General features: G+C 70.9%; 11 protein-coding genes. 7 read left to right on the top strand and 4 right to left on the bottom strand.

The genetic code is table 11. The features are described from left to right. The first annotated feature begins 104 nt into the window (after window positions 1-104). The 5 genes from K8556_RS01625 to K8556_RS01605 all read left to right on the top strand — a co-directional run bounded on the left by K8556_RS01625 (window position 105) and on the right by K8556_RS01605 (window position 5,716). A complete protein-coding gene (locus tag K8556_RS01625; protein ID WP_223738261.1) occupies window positions 105-1,529 on the top strand; it encodes a TolC family protein in 1,425 nt (474 codons plus the stop codon). Then, window positions 1,507-2,892, top strand: coding sequence for a multicopper oxidase family protein (locus K8556_RS01620; protein ID WP_223738260.1), 1,386 nt, complete (start codon window positions 1,507-1,509; stop codon window positions 2,890-2,892). The genes K8556_RS01625 and K8556_RS01620 overlap by 23 nt, the downstream gene beginning before the upstream one ends. Before the next feature lie 152 nt (window positions 2,893-3,044). Next, complete coding sequence (locus K8556_RS01615; RefSeq protein WP_223738259.1) at window positions 3,045-4,727, top strand: GAF domain-containing sensor histidine kinase; 1,683 nt, start codon at window positions 3,045-3,047, stop codon at window positions 4,725-4,727. A gap of 143 nt (window positions 4,728-4,870) precedes the next feature. Further along, window positions 4,871-5,170 carry a PRC-barrel domain containing protein gene (locus K8556_RS01610; protein WP_223738258.1) on the top strand — a complete coding sequence of 100 codons (300 nt, stop codon included), beginning with the start codon at window positions 4,871-4,873 and terminating at the stop codon, window positions 5,168-5,170. A 60-nt stretch (window positions 5,171-5,230) separates the two neighbouring features. Beyond that, complete coding sequence (locus K8556_RS01605) at window positions 5,231-5,716, top strand: PH domain-containing protein (RefSeq protein ID WP_223738257.1); 486 nt, start codon at window positions 5,231-5,233, stop codon at window positions 5,714-5,716. A 192-nt stretch (window positions 5,717-5,908) separates the two neighbouring features. On the opposite strand, the gene dhaL is transcribed toward K8556_RS01605, so the two are convergent. After that, a complete protein-coding gene (gene dhaL / locus K8556_RS01600; RefSeq protein WP_370639875.1) occupies window positions 5,909-7,606 on the bottom strand; it encodes a dihydroxyacetone kinase subunit DhaL in 1,698 nt (565 codons plus the stop codon). Between the two features lie 198 nt (window positions 7,607-7,804). Here dhaL and mxcL point away from each other — a divergent pair, with 198 nt between their 5' ends. Further along, entirely contained in the window at window positions 7,805-9,070 is a 1,266-nt protein-coding gene (gene mxcL, locus K8556_RS01595; protein ID WP_223738255.1) for a myxochelin B biosynthesis transaminase MxcL, read from the top strand. Between the two features lie 63 nt (window positions 9,071-9,133). On the opposite strand, the gene K8556_RS01590 is transcribed toward mxcL, so the two are convergent. Then, window positions 9,134-11,167: a membrane dipeptidase gene (locus K8556_RS01590; RefSeq protein ID WP_223738254.1), complete on the bottom strand. Its 2,034-nt coding sequence runs from the start codon at window positions 11,165-11,167 to the stop codon at window positions 9,134-9,136. Window positions 11,168-11,320: 153 nt separating this feature from the next. On the opposite strand from K8556_RS01590, the gene K8556_RS01585 reads away from it, so the two are divergent. Further along, window positions 11,321-12,463 (top strand): hypothetical protein, encoded by a 1,143-nt coding sequence (locus tag K8556_RS01585; protein WP_223738253.1) that lies wholly within the window; start codon window positions 11,321-11,323, stop codon window positions 12,461-12,463. A gap of 3 nt (window positions 12,464-12,466) precedes the next feature. Here K8556_RS01585 and K8556_RS01580 read toward each other — a convergent pair whose 3' ends face one another. Both K8556_RS01580 and K8556_RS01575 read right to left on the bottom strand, forming a co-directional pair. Next, window positions 12,467-15,187 (bottom strand): hypothetical protein, encoded by a 2,721-nt coding sequence (locus tag K8556_RS01580; protein WP_223738252.1) that lies wholly within the window; start codon window positions 15,185-15,187, stop codon window positions 12,467-12,469. Between the two features lie 62 nt (window positions 15,188-15,249). Continuing rightward, entirely contained in the window at window positions 15,250-17,877 is a 2,628-nt protein-coding gene (locus K8556_RS01575) for a hypothetical protein (protein ID WP_223738251.1), read from the bottom strand. Between the last annotated feature and the right edge of the window lie 96 nt (window positions 17,878-17,973).

Raw genomic sequence — 17,973 nt, 5'->3', positions numbered from 1 at the left:
GTCATTCCATGGGGTTGCGATACCTGACGCCCTGGCCCGGCCCTTGCTCGACAGGCGCCGGTGCCCTGGCTGCCGTACGGACACATCCCTTCTCGAGGTCTCGTGTGAATTGGAAATCCCCCTGGCTCCTCGCGGTTCTGCTGCTCGGTGGCTGCGCGTCCATCCAGAAGGAGCGCGGTCACCAGGAAGTGGCGGCGCTCGTGGAGGAGCGGACGGGCTTGAAGACGCGTTGGAACCAGGGGACGCCGGAGGACGCCCAGGTCCAGCAACACCTGGACGCCCTGCTGGCCGGCGACCTCACGTCGGACCGCGCGGTGGAGGTGGCGCTGCTCAACAACCCCGCGCTCCAGGGGACGTACGAGGAGCTGGGCGTGTCCCAGGCGGACATGGTGCAGGCCGGGCTGCTCACCAACCCGTCCTTCGACGGGAGCATCGGCTTCCCGCTGTCCTCGGAGGGCGGCGTCGAGCACGAGTTCTCCATCGTCCAGAGCTTCGTGGACCTCTTCACGCTCCCCCTGCGCAAGCGCGTGGCGAAGGAGCAGTTCCTCGCGGACACGCTGCGCGTCGCGCACGAGGCGCTGGCCACCACGGCGGAGGTCCGCCAGGCGTTCACGGAGGTGCAGGCGCGGCAGCAACTGGTCGCGCTGCGCCGCGAGGTGTACCAGGCCGCGGACGCGGCGGCGGACCTGTCCCAGCGGCAGCGCGCCGCGGGCAACATCACGGTGCTGGCGCTGGCCACCGAGCAGGCCGCGCTGGAGCAGGCGCGGCTGGAGCTGGAGCAGGACGAGCTGGCGCTGGTGGAGGCGCGTGAGCACCTCACCCGCCTGATGGGCCTGTACGGCGAGAGGGTCCAGTGGAAGCTGACGCTGAAGCTGCCGGAGGTCCCCGCCGCCGAGTCCTCGCTGGAGCACCTGGAGACGCTTGCCATGCGGCAGCGGCTGGACATCGACGCGGCCCGCAAGCAGACGTCGCTGTTGTGGAACGCGCTGGAGCTGGCGCGCAGCACGCGCTTCTTCGGCCGCGTGGAGGTGGGCGTGCACACGCACCAGGACGCGAACGGGCCGCGGCTGCTGGGCCCCACGCTGTCGCTGGAGCTGCCCATCTTCGATCAACGTCAGGCGCTCATCGCGAAGCTGGAGGCGCAGCACCGCCAGGGCGAGAGCCGGCTGATGGAGCTGGCGGTCAACGCCCGCTCGGAGGTGCGCGCGGCCAGGGCGAAGCTGGTGACGCTGCGGAACATGGCGGAGCGCTACCAGAAGGTCGTGCTCCCGCTGCGCACCACCATCCTCGAGGAGTCGCAACGCCAGTACAACGCCATGCAGATCGGCCTTCCCGGCCTCCTCATCGCTCGGCGCGAGCAGGTGGAGGCCTGGAGGGCGTACCTGGAGACGGTCCGCGACTACTGGATGGCGCGGGCCGACCTGGAGCGCCTCGTGGGGGGACGCCTGCCCTCCACCGCCGCTCCCGCTCCCGCGCCCACCCCCACCCCTTCTCCCGAGCCCACCCATGAGCACCATGAATCCCACTGACGAAACCCAGGGCCCCACCGAAACCCCCGAGTCTTCCCCCGGCCTCACGCGCCGGGGACTGCTCGCGCGCACCGGAGCCACGCTGGCGACGGGAGCCCTGCTGATGCACGGCCGCTCCGCCCAGGCGCAACCCAGCGCACCCGGCGCGAAGGCTCCGCGCGAAGGGTCCATGGCGGACGCGGGCGGCGAGGCGGGCCGCGGCTACCGCCCCGTCGTCGTGCCCAACGGCGCGAAGCTGCCGTGGAAGAACGTGGGCGGCGTGAAGGTGTTCCACCTGGTGGCCCAGGAGGTGGAGCACGAGTTCGCGCCCGGCCTCACGGCCACGTGCTGGGGCTACAACGGCCACGTGCACGGGCCCACCATCGAGGTGGTGGAGGGCGACCGCGTGCGCTTCTACGTCACGAACCGGCTGCCCGCGTCCACCACGGTGCACTGGCACGGCGTCCTGCTCCCCAGCGGCATGGACGGCGTGGGCGGGCTGAACCAGAAGGCCATCGCGCCGGGCGAGACGTACCGCTACGAGTTCACGGTGCGGCAGGCGGGGACGTGCATGTATCACTCGCACCACGATGAAATGACGCAGATGGCGCTGGGCATGGTGGGCCTGTTCATCATCCACCCGCGCAGGCCGGTGGGGCCGCGCGTGGACCGCGACTTCGCCATCATGCTGCACGAGTGGCGCATCGACCCGGGGACGCGGCGGCCGGACCCCAACGAGATGACGGACTTCAACATCCTGACGATGAACGCGAAGGCGTTCCCGGGCACGGCGCCGCTGGTGGTGCGCAAGGGCGAGCGGGTGCGGATCCGCTTCGGCAACCTGAGCGCGATGGACCACCACCCCATCCACCTGCACGGCTTCCAGTTCCGCATCACGGAGACGGACGGTGGCCGCATTCCGGCGAGCGCGCAGTTGCCGGAGACGACGGTGCTGGTGCCCACGGGCAGCACGCGCACCATCGAGTTCGTGGCGGACGAACCCGGTGACTGGGCGATGCACTGTCACATGACCCACCACGTGATGAACCAGATGGGTCACGGCATCCCGAACATGGTGGGCGTGAAGCCCGGAGACCTGGACACCAAGGTGCGGCCGCTGCTGCCCGGCTACATGACGATGGGCCAGACGGGCATGGGGGACATGGCCGGCATGCACCACATGCCCATGCCCTCGAACTCCATCCCCATGGTCGGCGGCAAGGGCCCCTACGACGAAATCACCATGGGAGGCATGTTCACCATCCTCAAGGTGCGCGACCGGCTGGACGGAGAGGGCGATCCCGGCTGGTACGCGCCGCCGAAGGGGACGCTGGCGCAGCTCGCCCACCCGGACGAACTTCGCCGGGACGGCATCGACGTCTGAGGGGCCAGCCAGGGGCCGCCTGCGCCCGCCTGGAGGCGCTGGCGTGGGGCCCGGGCATCGCTCCCATCGCCCGCGCCAGCGGCGATGCCCACCTTTCCCGCATCGATTCAGCGTCGCCCGCCAGCCGCCGCTCGGGCGACAAGGGAAGAGCCATGGCGACCGTCGCGGAGTTCATCCGGAGCCAACACCCCGACATCCTGCGGTGCTGGGTGGGCGAGGCGACCCAGACCGCGTCCGCCCGGGGACTGGACGGGCCCGAGTTCAGGAACGTCATGCCCCGCTACCTCGCCTCCCTCGCCACAGGCCAGGCGTCGAATGGCTCGGCGACTCGCGAGCAACTGCGGCACGTCGAAAGTCATGTCTCCGCACGGCTTCGCCAGGGCTTCCACGTGGCCGAGGTCGTCGAGGAGTTCGCCCTCCTGGGCCGGTGCATCTGCCGGGCGTGGTCCGCCGCGCCTCCTGAAGCCCAGCCCGACGTCGCGGACGTCGCGCGGCTCTTCACCACGCTGCATGCGGCCATGGAGGCCGTCACGGACCTCTTCAGCAGATACCTGCTGGAGGATGAGCAGACGGAGAAGCGCTACCTGCGGCTCCTCCAGAAGGTGGCCAGTGAATCCCCGGGGCTGGACGGGCCGGGGAGCCGGAAACAACTGACGGAGCTGCTCGAGGTGATCCTCGACGCCATGGGAGCCCAGAGCGCGGCCCTGCTCCTGTACGAGCCGAAGGACGAGCGGCTGGTCACCGCGGCCTCGGCGGGGCGCGCGCATGAGCAACTGGAGCGCTACGCGGCCTCGATGGACCTGTCGACCTTCGCCGGGACCATCGCGGCGGCGGGTGAGGAGACCTGCTCGCTCTGGGACGCGGGGACCACGGAGCTCGTGGTGGGTGAGTCCCTCCGCGGGGGAGGCATCCACTCCCTGTTGGGGGTCCGGCTCCCCGCCCATCACGCGCTGATCGGCGTCCTCTACGTGGGCCTGACGGCCACCCGCGAGTTCACGCTCCAGGAGAAGCAGCGGCTCCAGACCCTGGGCCAGCACCTGAGCGTCCACCTGGAGAACGCCCGGCTGTACGCGAACCTCCAGGAGAAGGTCGAGGCGCTCCAGGCCGAACGAAGCCGGCGCGAGCAGTTCGTCACCATCCTGGCCCATGATCTCCGCGGTCCCCTGTCGGCGGCGAAGATGGGGGCCCAGACCCTCCTGCGCACTCCGGAGAAGCTGGATGCGCGGCGCGACCTGGCGCTGAAGATCACCCGGAACATCGACCGGACGGACCAGATGGTGAGGGACCTCCTCGACGCCAACCGCATCGAGGCGGGCCAGCGCCTGCCCCTCCGGCTCGATGCGTGCGACCTGGGAGCGATTGCCCGCGACGTCGTCGAGGAGTTGACGGCCCTCCATGGTGAGCGCTTCGTGCTCGAGGCGGACGGACACGTCCAGGGCATCTGGAGCGCGGAGGAGCTGCGCCGTGCCTTGTGGAACCTGGGCACCAACGCCATCAAGTACGGCGCGGCCGACCGCCCCGTCACCTTCACCGTCACGTCGACCGACGCGGGAGCACGCGTCTCCGTGCACAACCACGGCCGGATGATTCCCCGTGGGGATCAGCAGAACATCTTCCAGCCCTTCTTCCGGACCCGCTCCGCGCAGAAGGAGCTGTCGAGCGGTTGGGGCCTGGGACTCACCCTGGTGTGGGGATGCGCTCAGGCCCATGGAGGAAGGGTCGAGTTGACGAGCGAGCCGGGCGAAGGGACGACCTTCAGCCTGGCGCTGCCCCGGGACGCCCGGCCATTCCAGAAGGAGCGGGAGGCGCCCGCGGAGCTCTCCGCGGGGGTCTGACGCGGCGCCGCACGGGGGATGACGCTCCCGCGCCTCACGCCTGCTTCACCGGGCAGGCATGCGGAGAACCGTCCGCCGCCCGGAGATGGCGGCACTCCGCGCGCGGCATCCCCACCTTCGTCGATGAACGGAGGAACAGCCCCATGCAATTCGCGGAAAGCGTCGCCCAGGGCCGCATGGTCGTCGCGGCCGGAGGACAGGCGCTCGGCAACGTGGAGACCCTGTCCATCGACAGTGAGACCTGGAAGATCGACTCCATCCAGGTGAAGTTGACGTCGGAGGCGTCCGAGCAGTTCGGCGTCTACTGGAACTACTTCCACGCGGGGCGCATCTACGTGCCGACGCGCCTGGTGCATTCGGTGAGCGACACCGTGCTCCTCTCCGTCACCATCGCGGAGCTCCGCGAGGTGCTCTCCCAGGACGCCGCCAGCGCCCCCGCCTGAGGACGGCGGTCCTCTTGACGGGCCTGATGGAGTAGGTTCAGGCCTCCCCCGGAGGCCCCCATGACCGCCCCACTGCCGACGCTGGAACGCCTCCCTCGTGGAGCGCTCACGCTGTTCCGCATCCGGGCGCTGCTGCGCATGGGCCTCTACGGTGGAGTCGCGTTCGCCGTGGCGCTGGTGTTGAGCTTCGCGGGCAACGAGCGCTGGCCGTTCCTGCTGCCGTGCGCGGTGGTGCTCGGCTTGAGCGTGCTGACGGCGTGGTATCCGCAACGCGCGCACGAGCGCTGGGGCTGGGCGCTGCGCGAGCACGATCTGGTCATCTCCCACGGCGTGCTCCTCCATGAGGTGGTGTCCATCCCCGCGGGGCGCATCCAGCACGTGGACGTGCACCAGGGCCCCATCGAGCGCTCACTGGGGCTCGCGCGCCTGCAGATCTACACGGCCGCGGGCAGCGGCGCGGACGGAGAGATTCCTGGCCTGACGCGGGAGACCGCGGACGCCCTGCGCGAGCGCTTGGTGCGGCGCGAGGCCGACGATGTCGTCTGAGCCGGGGGTGCTCGCCGTCCCGGAGGAGGTGCCCTGGAAGCGGCTGAGCGCGAAGGCGCCGCTCGCGGCGTTGGTGCCCCTGTCGGCGACGATTGGCCCGAAGCCCAATCCCTCATCGACGTGCTCCCGGCCCGGCGCCCCGCGCGCCGTGGGTCGCCCGTTCGGCTTCCCGGGTAGCACGCTGGCGCCGCGTCACCCCGCGCGTTCACCCAGCGCCTTCATCCAGATGACGACCGCCACGGCCCCCGCGTCCGGGACGCCCTTCGCGCGCTCTCCCAGGTAGCTGGCCCGCCCCAGTCGCGGTGACATGCTCGCGGTCGCCTCCGCGCCCTGCTCCGCCGCGCGCGTCGCCTCCGCCCACGCCTCCCCCAGCGTCCTCCCCTCCCGGACCGCGCGCATGAGCGCCGCCGCCGCCGGGTGCAGCGCGTCCACCATCGTCCGGTCTCCCGGCTTCGCCCCGCCCAGCTCCGACACCGCCTCCGCCGCCGCTTCGAACGCCTTCGCCCAGGCCGCCGCGTCCGCCGGCTTGTTCGCCAGGAAGCGCGCCGCCCGCAGCAGCGCGGTCGCGTAGAACGGCCCGGAGCTGCCGCCGATGTTCCGGCGCAGCGCCTGCCCCAGCTCCGTCAACGCCCCGGACGGCGTGGCCCACGCCCCCTCCGGCAACGCGCGGATCGCCGCCGCGCCGCGCGCCAGGCTCAGGCCCAGGTCTCCGTCCCCCGCCTTGCTGTCCAGCTCCGTCAGCCTCGCCTCCGCCGCGTCCCAGGCGTCCGCGACCGCCAACGCCGCCGCGCGCACCTGCGCCATCACCGGCTGCGGCTTCCGATGCCCCTCCACCGTCGGCAGCGCGGCGCGCGCGCGCACCACCTGACGCCGCGTCACCACCTGCCCCCGTCCCGGCCACGCTGGCGCCTCCGTCGGCGCGTCCAACCGCGCGAGCCGCGCGTCATCCACCTTCATCAACGTCAGCGAACACCCCGGCATCTCCAGCGCGGACAGGAACGTGCCCTGCCACGCACGCTCCACCGCCACGCCCCGGTCCGCCAGGAACGCCAGCGCCTTGCGCGTCACGATGGCCAGCTCCATGGGCGGCGTGCCTCCCAGCCCATTCACCATCAACACCACCCGGTCGCCCCGCCCCACCTTCCGGTCCTCCACGATGGTGGACAGCAACGTGTCCGCCAGCTCGTCCGCGGGCTGCAAGGCCACGCGGCGCACGCCCTGCTCACCGTGGATGCCCAGCCCCAGCTCCACCTCCGCCTCCCCCAACGTGAAGCCCGGCTTGCCCGCCGCCGGCACCGTGCACGGCCCCAGCGCCACGCCCATGCTGCCCAGCGCCGCCGCCGCTTCGGTGGCCTCGCGCGCCACCTCCGCCAGCGACGCGCCCGCCGCCGCCGCGGCCCCCGCCACCTTGTGCACCAGCACCACGCCCGCGATGCCCCGGCGCCGCTCGGGCTCCACCGTGTCCCGCAGCGCCACGTCGTCCGCCACCACCACCACTTCCGTCGGGATCCCCTCCGCCCGCGCCAGCTCCGCCGCGAGCCCGAAGTTGAGCCGGTCCCCCGTGTAGTTCTTCACGATGAGCAGCGCCCCCGCCGTCCCCGCCACCGCGCGGATCGCCGCCAGCACCGCGTCCGAGCTGGGCGACGTGAACACGTCCCCCGCCACCGCCGCGTGCAACATGCCCGTCCCCACGTAGCCCGCGTGCGCCGGCTCGTGGCCGCTGCCGCCGCCCGACAGCACCGCCACCCTCCTCGCCCCCAGCGCCGCCGGCACGTCCGCGCGCACCACCACCGTCTCCCCCTCCAGCAGCGCCTGCCCCGGCGCCAGCGCCACGAACCCCTCCAACATCTCCTGGACCACCGCGCGCGGCGCATTGACGAGCTTCTTCACCATCGACTCCTTGGAGGGAACGGACAGGGGACGGACTGCGCTCGGCGTCCACCCTTCCGCTCCACTCGCGACCCGTCAAGCTGGACCCACGGCGCGAGGCCGCGGAGAGACGCTTGTGTCACAGAAACCGCTTTCCCATTGACTCCCTGAGTTCCAGGGTGATGACCATCATTGCCAGTCTCCCCCTCGCGACACGACATGGCGACCTCCCAGACAACGTCCCGGCACCCGTCCCTGCCCCGCCCCATCGAGGGTGAGCTCAAGTTGGAGCGCTCGAACGAGTTGCTCGCCGAGGCGCGCAGGTGGGTGCCCGGCGTCACCCAGACGATGATGAAGAAGCCGGACCACTTCGCGCCCGGCGCCTTCCCCGTGTTCCTCACCCGGGGCCATGGCGCCCTGGTGGAGGACGCGGACGGTCAGGAGTACATCGACTTCATCCAGGCGCTGGGCGCCAACATGCTGGGCCACAACCACCCGGCCGTCGTGGAGACGCTTCGCAGGCACCTGGCGGAGGGCATCCTCCACTCGCTGCCCACGCCGGTGGAGGTCTCCGCGGTGAAGGCGCTGGTGGAGGTGATCCCCGGCGCGCGGATGGCCCGCTTCTTCAAGACGGGCGCGGACGCCACCTCCGCCGCCGTGCGCCTGTCGCGCCACCTCACCGGCCGCGAGCACATCGTCACCGTGGGCTACAACGGCTGGCACGACCACTTCATGCACGACACCCCGGGCGTGCCCCAGACGGTGGCGAGGCTCACCACGCGCCTGCCCCTCTTCACGCCCCAGGACGAGCCCGCGCTCCTCCAGCACCTGGAGCAGCATGGCGAACACCTGGCCTGCGTGCTCCTGGCCATCCCCTACAACCGCACCGTCACCCGCGAGTTCCTCCTCCAGGTGAAGCAGGCCTGCGCGAGGCACGGCGTGCTGTTCGTCCTGGACGAGGTCGTCACCGGCTTCCGCCTCGCCCTGGGCGGCGCGCAGCAGTACTTCGACCTCCAGGCGGACTTCGTCACGCTGTCCAAGGGCATCGCCGCGGGCATGCCCCTGTCCGCCATCGCCGGCCCGGAGAAGTTCCTCAGCCGCCTGGGCGAGCTCCACGTGTCCACCACCTTCGGCGGCGAGATGCTCTCCCTGGCCGTGTGCGAGGCCGTCATCAACGAGTACCGCCGCACGCCCTACATCGAGCAGATCGCCAGCCTGGGCAGGCGCCTGCGCGACGGCATCAACGCCCACGCGCGCGAGGCGGGCTCCACCCTGGAGGTCATCGGCTACGACGCCGTGCCCTTCTTCCGCTTCGACAAGGTCGTCCCCGAGCACGTCGAGAAGATGATCCCCTTCCAGGCCGGCATGGCCCGCCGGGGCGTCCTCCTGCGCCGCGACCTGAACTTCATCAGCGCCGTGCACACCGTGGAGCAGATCGATCACACCATCGCCGCCGCGGGCGAGGTGCTGCGCGAGCTGGCTTGAGCCAGGCGAAGCATCCGGCCCCCGGGATCCAAGGACCCCGGGGGCCGGTTCATCACGGGTGGCTCAGGTGCACATCAGCCAGGAGCACTTGCCTGACTGGCACTCGCGGCCGGAGGAGCACAGCGAACCCTTGGGGCGCTTGTTCACGCACTTGCCGTCGTTGGTGCCCCAGCCGCAGAACTGGTTCGAGGCGCAGTGCGAGTCCGTGGAGCAGGTGCAGACGCCCGGGATGTCACCGCAGGCGTCCAACGCGCTGCACTGGTTGGACTTGCACTCCTGGTCGAAGCGGCACGTCTCCGACACCAGCTTGGTGCTGGGGGCGTAGGCCTTGCCGCAGAGCTTCGGGTACGCCGCCTCGCGGGTAGCCTTGGCGACGTAGGGGTCGACGCCGCCGGTGTCGATGTCGTTCGCCGCGTCCGCCATGCCGGTGCGGGTGCCGTTGGCGCGCTCCCACATCCGGATGAAGGTCTCCGCGGAGCCCTCCAGGCCCGTGGTGTTGACGCCCAACTGCTTCAGGTCCTTCACCACGTCCGGCAGGAGGCCCACGTGGGCCAGGCCGTACACGTCGAAGTCGGTGCCCAGCGGCGGCGGGCCGGAGACGCGCTGCTGCTCCTCCTGCGCGTCCGCCTCCGCGCGGAAGCCCGCGGAGCACGCGCCGAAGTCACCGAAGCGCGGGCGCGTCTGCTGGATGAAGCCGTTCAGGTCCGCGCCGAAGCCCATGTTGACCTTGAGGCCCTGGCGGCCGAACTCGTACGCCTGCGCGAGCGAGCGCGTGGAGCCCTGGCAGTTGTTGGCCACCGGCGTGCGGTTGTAGTTGCGCGTCTCGTCGTGCGCGGTGCGCAGGCCGAACATGCCGCCCGTCTGGCGCACGTAGCGGACCACCCACGACGGCGTCGTCTTCTCGTTGGCGGCCAGGTCCGGGTTCATCACCTCGCGGAAGTGGCCGTGGGAGATGAACAGCGGGTAGTACGTCCGGGCCTGGGACAGGGCGAAGGCGTCCTGGACGCTCTTCTCGGACATGTGGGCCATGTCGATGAGCATCCCCTTGTTCATCATCTCCTGGACCAGCGCCTGGCCGTCCGCGGTCAGGCCCTTGGTGTTCTTGCAGTTGGCGTCCACGTCGAAGCCCAGCGTGAAGCCGTTGCCGGTGAGGCCGCAGTCCGTGTCGATGTGACAGTTCTCCAGGAACTGGGCCACCTGGAAGATGGCGTTGTGCGGGGCCGCGCCGCCAAAGCGGTTGTCCAACTGGTGCACCGGCTGCAACGAGCGCACGCCCAGCGAATAGACGCGGTTGAGCTCCGCGCGCCAGTCCTTGGTGCCGAAGAGCTTGCTGGACTCGATGGAGAGCACCATGGCGAGCTTGCCCTGCGAGATGATCTGCCGGGCGTGCGCGGGCGACAGGGCGATCTCCGCCCAGTCCGTGCGCGCGTCGAAGTCGCGGGCCATCTGGAGCTGGACGTCCACGTCCATCATCTCGTCACAGGGCCGCTTGAGGTTCTGGTACGGCAGCGCCTTGCAGAGGAACTCGTTGCTGACCAGCGACACCATGACCAGGGACATGCCGCCCTGGCGGGCCTTGTTGAGCCAGCCCTCCCACGCCTGCTGATGCGCGATGGTGTCCCAGCGCGGCCACTGGGTGGGCGTCTCCATGCGGCCCAGGTGCAGGCCGGTGTCGCCCTCGGTGCCCTCCACCTGGCCGATGACCTCCGACGCCACCGCGCCGCCCACGCCGAAGACGTCCGACAGGATGGGGATGCCGCTCAGGTTCACGCTGCCGGCGTTGGGACACAGGTTGAGCATGTCCCGCAGGTCCATGCGGACGCGCGCGTGGTCGCTCTCCGGCATGCCGCCGTCACAGCTCGCCAGCGTGCCGGTGTGGCTCCCGTGGAACCACCCGCCGCCGAAGGCCTCCTCCGCGAACATGTGGTGGTGCATCTCCGCGAAGCCGCTCACCGCCAGCGGCTGGGCCGCCTGCGCGGGCGCCTCCGGGGGAGCGGGCGGCTCGTCGGTGACGGGCCCGCAGGCCAGCGCGAGCGACGTGGCCGCGAGCAGCGGTGAAGACAGAAATCTTGAGACAATTCGGGAGCGACGCGACATGCAGTGCACCTTTCCGGGTGGAGGTTCACCGGGCGTATCAGCACCTGTTCCAGCTAATCAACTCTAGCGGTCTAAGCACGGTGACGCATGGCATTGACGCGCCGCGCAACGCAGTGGGTTGTCACCAGCTCGCGCCGTGGCCATGAGTGCTTCATGGCGGCCACCGACACGTTCCCCGACCCTCCGCTCCCGGAGCTGCTGAAGCGCGCGGGACTCCTGCGGCGTCAGGGTCGGTTTGGCTCGGCCACCCAGTTGCTATGGGCCAGGTTGGAGAGCAACGCCTCGCTCATCGAGCTGTGCCGGAAGGGCTCGGAGCGCATTGCCGGTAGCGAAGCCATCCTGGCCCAATGCGATCAAAAGCTGGAAGTCGCCCGGCGCTGTCTGGACAAGCCGACGCGGCGCTGGTCCTTCACCTTCTGGGAGGTCCTCCACGAGGTGGACGGGCTGCTGCTGCTCGTGATGCCCCAGGCCATGCTGGTGCCGCGAGCACTGGAGATCCAGCAGCAGTTCGAGCGCCGGGTGACGGACGCGCGAGCCGCGCTCTGGCTCGGCACGGACAGGAGGAACGGGCCCCTGCCCCATTGTGTGCGCAGGCTCGCCCGGCTGGACACGGACGGCTGCTGCGCCTCCACCTCCCCGCCCCTCGGCGGGGAGGAGCTTGGCTACTGCCGCCACGTGCTGCGCGGCGCGCTCGACACCGTCAACCAGCAGGTGGACAAGACGTTCTGGCAGCTCTCCATCAACGTCTCCCTGCAGGTCTTCAGCACGCTGATGCTGCTGGGGGTCTTCATCGTCTCCGCCTTCCTGCTGTCCCAGAATTTCGTCGAGGACTGGCCCCATACCCTGGTGCGAAAGGGCCTGCTGCTCATCGGCCTCGCGGGGGCCTCCGGGGCCATCGCCTCCAACATGCTGTCCAAGGAGCGCTTCGTCGTCGCCACGGGGGCGACGAGCCGCTACTTCGCCTACCACCTGATGGTGAAGCCCGTCATCGGCGCGTTCGCGGCGCTGATGCTCCTCTTCCTGGAGCGGTCCCGCCTGCTGCTGTCCGTGGAAACACGGGACGCTTCCAGCAGCGCGGACACCGGCTCCGCCATCCTCCACATCGTCGTGAACGACAACCAGGCGGCCTTCTTCACCATGGTCGCGCTGGCGGTGGTCGCGGGCTGGTCCGCGGACAGGCTCCTGGGCTCCGTCATGGACAAGGTGCTGAGCAAGCTCCTGGGCCAGTCGGAGAAGGTGCTGCCTCCGCCCGGTCCCCCGGTGCCTCCCTCCGAGCCGCTCCCGGAGGCGCAGTGACGCTCACGCGGGCGCGTGGGCCTCATCCCGGCGCACGGCCCTCCGGGTGAAGTGGGCCAGGGCTTCCAGCAGCTCGTCCGCCATGTGCAGCGCGCCAGGCCTCCACGGCACGGTGAAGCGCGCGTCCATGCTCGTCTGGCGGATGTTGGACAGCCACTCGTGCACCTGCCGCTCGGAGTAGCCCGCGCTGCGCGCCGCCTCGTGCAGCAGGGAGTACTCGCGCAGCAGGAAGGTGGAGAACGTGACCGGGTCGTCCGCGCCCAGCGCGATGGGGACGGGCGGCGGCGCGCCCTCCTCGGCGCACGGGGGATTGAGGCGGAGGATGGGGTGGTTGCGAAGGTCCAGCAGGTTGCCGATGAGCAGGTTGCTGGACGGGTTCACCTCCACCACGGTCCCCCGCGCGCCCACGTGCCGGCGCATCGCGGCCTGCACCGACCGGAGCGTGGCGATCTCCGATGCGTCCAGCGGGATGTCCACCAACTGCTGCCCGCGCTGGAACACGCGCTCGTCCTCCCGGTAGGCCATGAGGACGCGCCGCACGTGGGCGGCGTTGAGCACCCGGCTCCAGTTGAGGCGGCGGAAGGCCCGGCTGAAGGCGTCCAGGCCCACGCCTCCCTCGTCGCGCGCCAGCGGCGGGCACCACAGGTTGTGCAGCACGTGGTGCGCCTCGGCCAGCACGTGCGGCGCCACGCACCTGCCGAAGACGGCCTCGGACAGCTCGCGCAGGAGGTTCTCCACCCGCTGCGGCCGTCCGGGTGGGGCCTCCGCGGACAGCGCCAGGGGCAGCCGGTAGTCGCTGTACAGCCGCCACTCGAAGACCAGGTCCCACAGCCGGTCCTCGGCCGGCATCATCACCGCGCCCACGGACTCGGCCCACGCCCCGGGCTCCACGCCCAGCGCGGTGGCGTGGCCCAGCCGCCCTCCCGTGCGGTCCAGGAGGTAGTGCACGCTCTCGTAGATGCGGCGCAGGCCCTCCATGAGGTGCCGGTAGTCCTCGCCCACGTGCGATGTCAGCTTGAGCGGTGGCGCGCCCCGTGACTCCCGCTTCGCCGCGGCGCGCGCGGCGCCCCACCGGATGTAGCGGTACAGCGGCGCCAGCACCCACGTGGGCACGCTCAGCTCGTCCGACGCCACGTCCAGTCCCCGCACCAGCCAGAGCGACAGCGGCACCGCCCGCAGCAGGTCCACCAGGGCCTCCACCTGCACGGACTGCGCGGCGAAGTAGTCCGAATAGCGCCCGCCCAACTGCACGCGCCGCTCGGGCACCGGCTCCGCGTACGTCCCCATGCCGTGGGCGGGCGGCTGTCCCTGCGCCCAGTGGTGGCTCGGGTCCCGGTCCTTGATGAGGTGCATCACCACGCCGAACTCCGGCGACCGCCCATCCGCGACGCGCTCCCCCGTCCGGGTCAGCACGCCCCGCCATGACCGGGTGAGGGAGGTCAGCTCCTCCGCGATGCGGATGGGGTCGTCCGAGGGGCTCGTGCGCACCTCCAGCGCGGCGATGGGTTGATCCCCGCCCGCCACCGCGTACGACACCTCCGCGCGCACGGCGCTCAGGGGCCCCTTCATGGCGCGCGGACGGCCATAGAAGCGGATGAACCATTGGAGCCCCGCGGTCAGCGGCCGCTGCACGTAGGCGCGGTAGCTGAGGCACCGCACGCGCTGGACCTGCCAGAAGAGGCGCTCGAAGTGCACGTCCTGGAGGCCCGTGTGCTCCAGGGCCGCCAGGTGCTTCAGGCCCGAGCGCACCAGCCAGCGCTCGCCTCCATTGGGCGTGTCCAGCCGCAGCCGGAGCGCGATCGGATCACACCGCCGCCACACCTCGTCGAGCGTGGCCGGGGGCTCGGTCACGTTGTGGGCCGCCAGCGGATGCAGATCCTCATAGAGGCCGCGCAGCTCATACAGGTCGGGGAGCACCTCCGCGCGGCCCCTGGAGAGCGCCTCCAACGTCCGCGCGAGCACGCGCCTGCGCTGCGGCAGCCAGGCCCGGGACTCGGAGAGGCCGCGCACGAAGTCCAGGAGCAGGGGCGTCTCGCGGCGCAGCAGGAGCTCCGCGAGGACACAGCGGGTCACCGCGGCCGCCAGCAGCCAGCACAGCATCCGCTCCCCGTCCTCGAAGGGGACCCCGGGCCCCTTCAGCGACTTCGCATCCAGCTCCGGATCCCCCACCGCGGACAGCAGCGAGGCCCACAGCAGCGGGAAGTCCATGCCCGCGCCGACGTGGTGGTGGACCTCCGCCACGCCGCGATCCAGCAGGTGCCGCACCAGCAGGGGCGGCTCGATGTCCACGCGCGTGGGAGGCGGCTCCACCGGCACGGCCGCCAGCAGCAGGTCCTCCGGCATCGCGAAGGTCAGCCAGCGGTAGTGCGTCAGCGCCTCCACCGCCTCCGCGCCCGTGCCCTGGAAGATGACCGTGACGCCGGGCCGCCGCTCCAGGTGGGTGTCCGCCAGGTTGCGCAGGTAGTGGAACATGGACACGCCCTGGCGTGGGGACTGCCGGTGGCGGGCGTGTCCTCGCGACGGGAACCAGAACGCGTCGCGCACGGCGATGATCCGATCCAGCGACCAGCCGCTCGCGTGCTCCGACAGGCGCTTCTCGCACTCGCGCCAGAGCGCCCAGGTGGAGCCGTCATCGCTCGCGTCCGGAGACGGCTCCAGCTCCGTCACCGCCGAGCGGAAGGCCTCGATGCTCGTCAGCGGAAAGCTGGCGACCTCCGCGCGCACGTACGCCTCCGGGACGCGGCGGGGGGCCAGACTGCCGGCGGGTGGGCGCGAGCCGTCCTGGTTCACGAGTGCAGTTGGATGCGGGAGGCGTCCAGCCCCGGCACCACCTCCGCCAGCGGATCCCCCATGTGGTCCACCACGGCGAACCAGGCGTTCACCACGGTGTCGAGCCACTCCTGATACCTGGCCGAAGCAGGCCCGCCGTCCGCGCCGAGCGCGCTCCGGAGCGACTCGGCCGTATTGGAGAAGTGCACCGCTTCGCGCACCCGCTGGCGCCGGAGCGCCGCCAACCGGATCCCCTGGGCACGCCAGTCCTTCAGCAGGGCATCCCACCCGGAGCCAGCACCCGGGGCTCCAGCCGGCGACGGCAGCAGGTCCCGCGCATCGGAGGCGAGCGCGAACTCCGGCAGGACCTGGAGCGGGAGCGTGTTGCGCAGCCAGACCCGCGCCGTCCACTCCCGGCCATACACGGCGCTGCCCTTGGCGCAGTGGGAGACGAGTTGCTCCACCTGTTGGCGCACCCGCGTTTCGTAATCCGTGACCCTGGCCTGACTCAGCTCGGGCTTCAGCACGGACATGACGCCGGGGTCCCCCTTCCAATGCCAGTGGCCCAACGGATCGCCCGCCACGGAGCAGATGTTCTCCACCCACGCCGCCTGGATGAGGCGGGCGCGCAGGTTGGCGTCCTGGGAGTCATTGAGGAACTCCAGGGGGAGCTGACCGAGGAACGCGCGCCACTGGGCGGTGAGGATGGCGAACTCGATGAAGGTGCTCCACGAAGGAGGCGTCCACCAGGAGTCCACCTGGACGAACGGCGTCCCGTTCGTGTGCTCCACCCAGAGCTCGTGCACGGTCACGACCATCTCCGGGCTCATCTCGAAGGGCGTCACGTTCGCGCTCAGCACGCGGGGCTGCTCGAACAGCATCAGCACGTCATGCAGGATCATGAACCAGCCCGCGACGTTCGCGGGCATCGGCGCTTCGCGGCCGGCTCCCGTCAGCTCCTTCAACACCAGCACCACGTCGTGGAAGCGGCGCAGGTGGATCTCCGTGCTCAGCAGCCGGTCGTGCGATTGCGGTCCGTCTCCGTCCAGGTCGCCGGGGATCCCCCGCAGGACGCCATGGAGGCTGGTGCGCTTGACGCGACGGACGGGCTTGCCGGTCAGGTCCAGGAAGACGCGTCCCTGGTCGTCATGCCGGAGAATGCGGTGGAGCAATTGCTCGCTCGCCCAGGCCGGCAGGTCGCTCTCGTCGATGGCGTTGCGGAGCATGTCCTTGGCGATCCGGACCGCGGCCCCGCCCTGCTCCTGAGCGCTGAAGCCAGGGGTCGATGAGCCAGGTCCATGGACCTCACGCCGGACCGCATGCCAGAGGTCCTGCAGGGTCCGCGCGGGCAGCCTGAGGGCGTTCCTGCCGGCGTGGGTGAGGATCGGCTCGTCCTTGAGCGCGCTGGATTCGTGCGCCTGCTGACCGTCATCGGCGGCGACGGCGTCCCGGTAGGCCCGCGCCACGTCGGCCTGGAGTTGATGCTTCAGGTCGAAGAGGGCGGCGAGGGATTTCAGCAGCGGTTCCCCGCTCCGCGCTCTTCCCGGTAAGTCGATGCGTCCCAGGAGCTGGCCCAGGGATTCGCTCTTCCCTCCCTCCACGGTGAAGTGCCAGGCCTCGTAGGGCTCCACCGGCCTCAGCGAGATGCGGTAGCTGGGGGGCAGCGCCCGGCGCAGCGTGGTGGCGGCCTGCCGCCGGGCGATGGCGAGCGTCTCCTCCTGATCGCTCACGCCGATGCCGGCCTGTCCGGAGACGATGAACTCCTTCTGGAAGGAGCGCTCCATGAAGCGCTGGAACTCCTGGTGGCCCGCGGCCAGCACGAACCAGAGGTGGCGGCTGGCCACCATGCGCGTGAGCTTCACGATGTTGTAGAGGTGCTCGATGCTGCGGTCGACGTTGTCGATGGGCAGCACCAGCAGCACCTGGTCCCCCCCGGACGGACCGAAGCGCGGCATGGCCAGCGTGCGGGCCACGTCCTCCATGGCCTCGGCGAAGCGCGTCTGGAAGTTGGCGTAGATCTCCGACGCGCGGATCTGCTGCTCCGCGCGCACGCGGGCATCGGTGGTGGCCGGGATGTCCTCCCACATGAACGACGCGTCACGGATGAGGTGATCCAGCTTCCCCCACGTCTCCTCCGCGCCCTCCTCCAGGATGGAGGAGGACCATCGCGCGGACTCACCCTGCGCGCCCTTCACGTGCCGCTGCTCGTCCAGCGCGGCCCGCACGCGGACCAGCAGCGTGGCCAGCAGGTTGGCATTGGGCGAAACGGGCTCCAGGTCGAGCGGCTCCAGCCAGTGGATGCGCCGCTCCAGCCGTTCGAGCATCCGCGCCAGCTCGACTTCGTGCCCCGAGTCACCGACGAAGTGCTTTGAGTCCGTCAGGGCCTGCACGGCGCTGAGCAGGAGGGTCGTCTTCCCGGAGCCACGGTCACCGGAGATGAGGAGGCTGGTGGACAGGTGCTCGTTCTCGTGGCCCGCGACTCGCGCGCTGTTCTCGCAAGCGGCCTCCAGCCAGGAGAAGAGCTTCCCGAGTCCCTCGCGGGTGGAGGTCAGCAACTGCGCCCACTCGAAGGCCCGGGCCTCCGGAAGGGGGGTGGGCAGGTACGGCGTGCGCGCGCCCGGGGCGCTGTCCGGTGTCGTTGCCATGGCCCCGGAGGATGGCCCTGGGGCCGCACCGTGCGAATCACCCTGGAGTGGTGAGGGATGTCACGCCGAGGAAGCAGCGCGGGCGCGAAGTCCGAG

The sequence above is a fragment of the Corallococcus sp. AS-1-12 genome (genome assembly GCF_020036995.1).
Taxonomy (GTDB): Bacteria; Myxococcota; Myxococcia; order Myxococcales; family Myxococcaceae; genus Corallococcus.
The sequence above is the reverse complement of the archived record's forward strand: the minus strand, read 5'-3'. Positions and strand labels throughout refer to the sequence as shown.

Coding starts and splice junctions, on each gene's coding strand:
- K8556_RS01585 (WP_223738253.1), top strand. CDS start 11,321: ATGGCGGCCACCGACACGTTCCCCGACCCTCCGCTCCCGGAGCTGCTG.
- mxcL (WP_223738255.1), top strand. CDS start 7,805: ATGGCGACCTCCCAGACAACGTCCCGGCACCCGTCCCTGCCCCGCCCC.
- K8556_RS01605 (WP_223738257.1), top strand. CDS start 5,231: ATGACCGCCCCACTGCCGACGCTGGAACGCCTCCCTCGTGGAGCGCTC.
- K8556_RS01590 (WP_223738254.1), bottom strand. CDS start 11,167: ATGTCGCGTCGCTCCCGAATTGTCTCAAGATTTCTGTCTTCACCGCTG.
- K8556_RS01610 (WP_223738258.1), top strand. CDS start 4,871: ATGCAATTCGCGGAAAGCGTCGCCCAGGGCCGCATGGTCGTCGCGGCC.
- K8556_RS01615 (WP_223738259.1), top strand. CDS start 3,045: ATGGCGACCGTCGCGGAGTTCATCCGGAGCCAACACCCCGACATCCTG.
- K8556_RS01620 (WP_223738260.1), top strand. CDS start 1,507: ATGAGCACCATGAATCCCACTGACGAAACCCAGGGCCCCACCGAAACC.
- K8556_RS01575 (WP_223738251.1), bottom strand. CDS start 17,877: ATGGCAACGACACCGGACAGCGCCCCGGGCGCGCGCACGCCGTACCTG.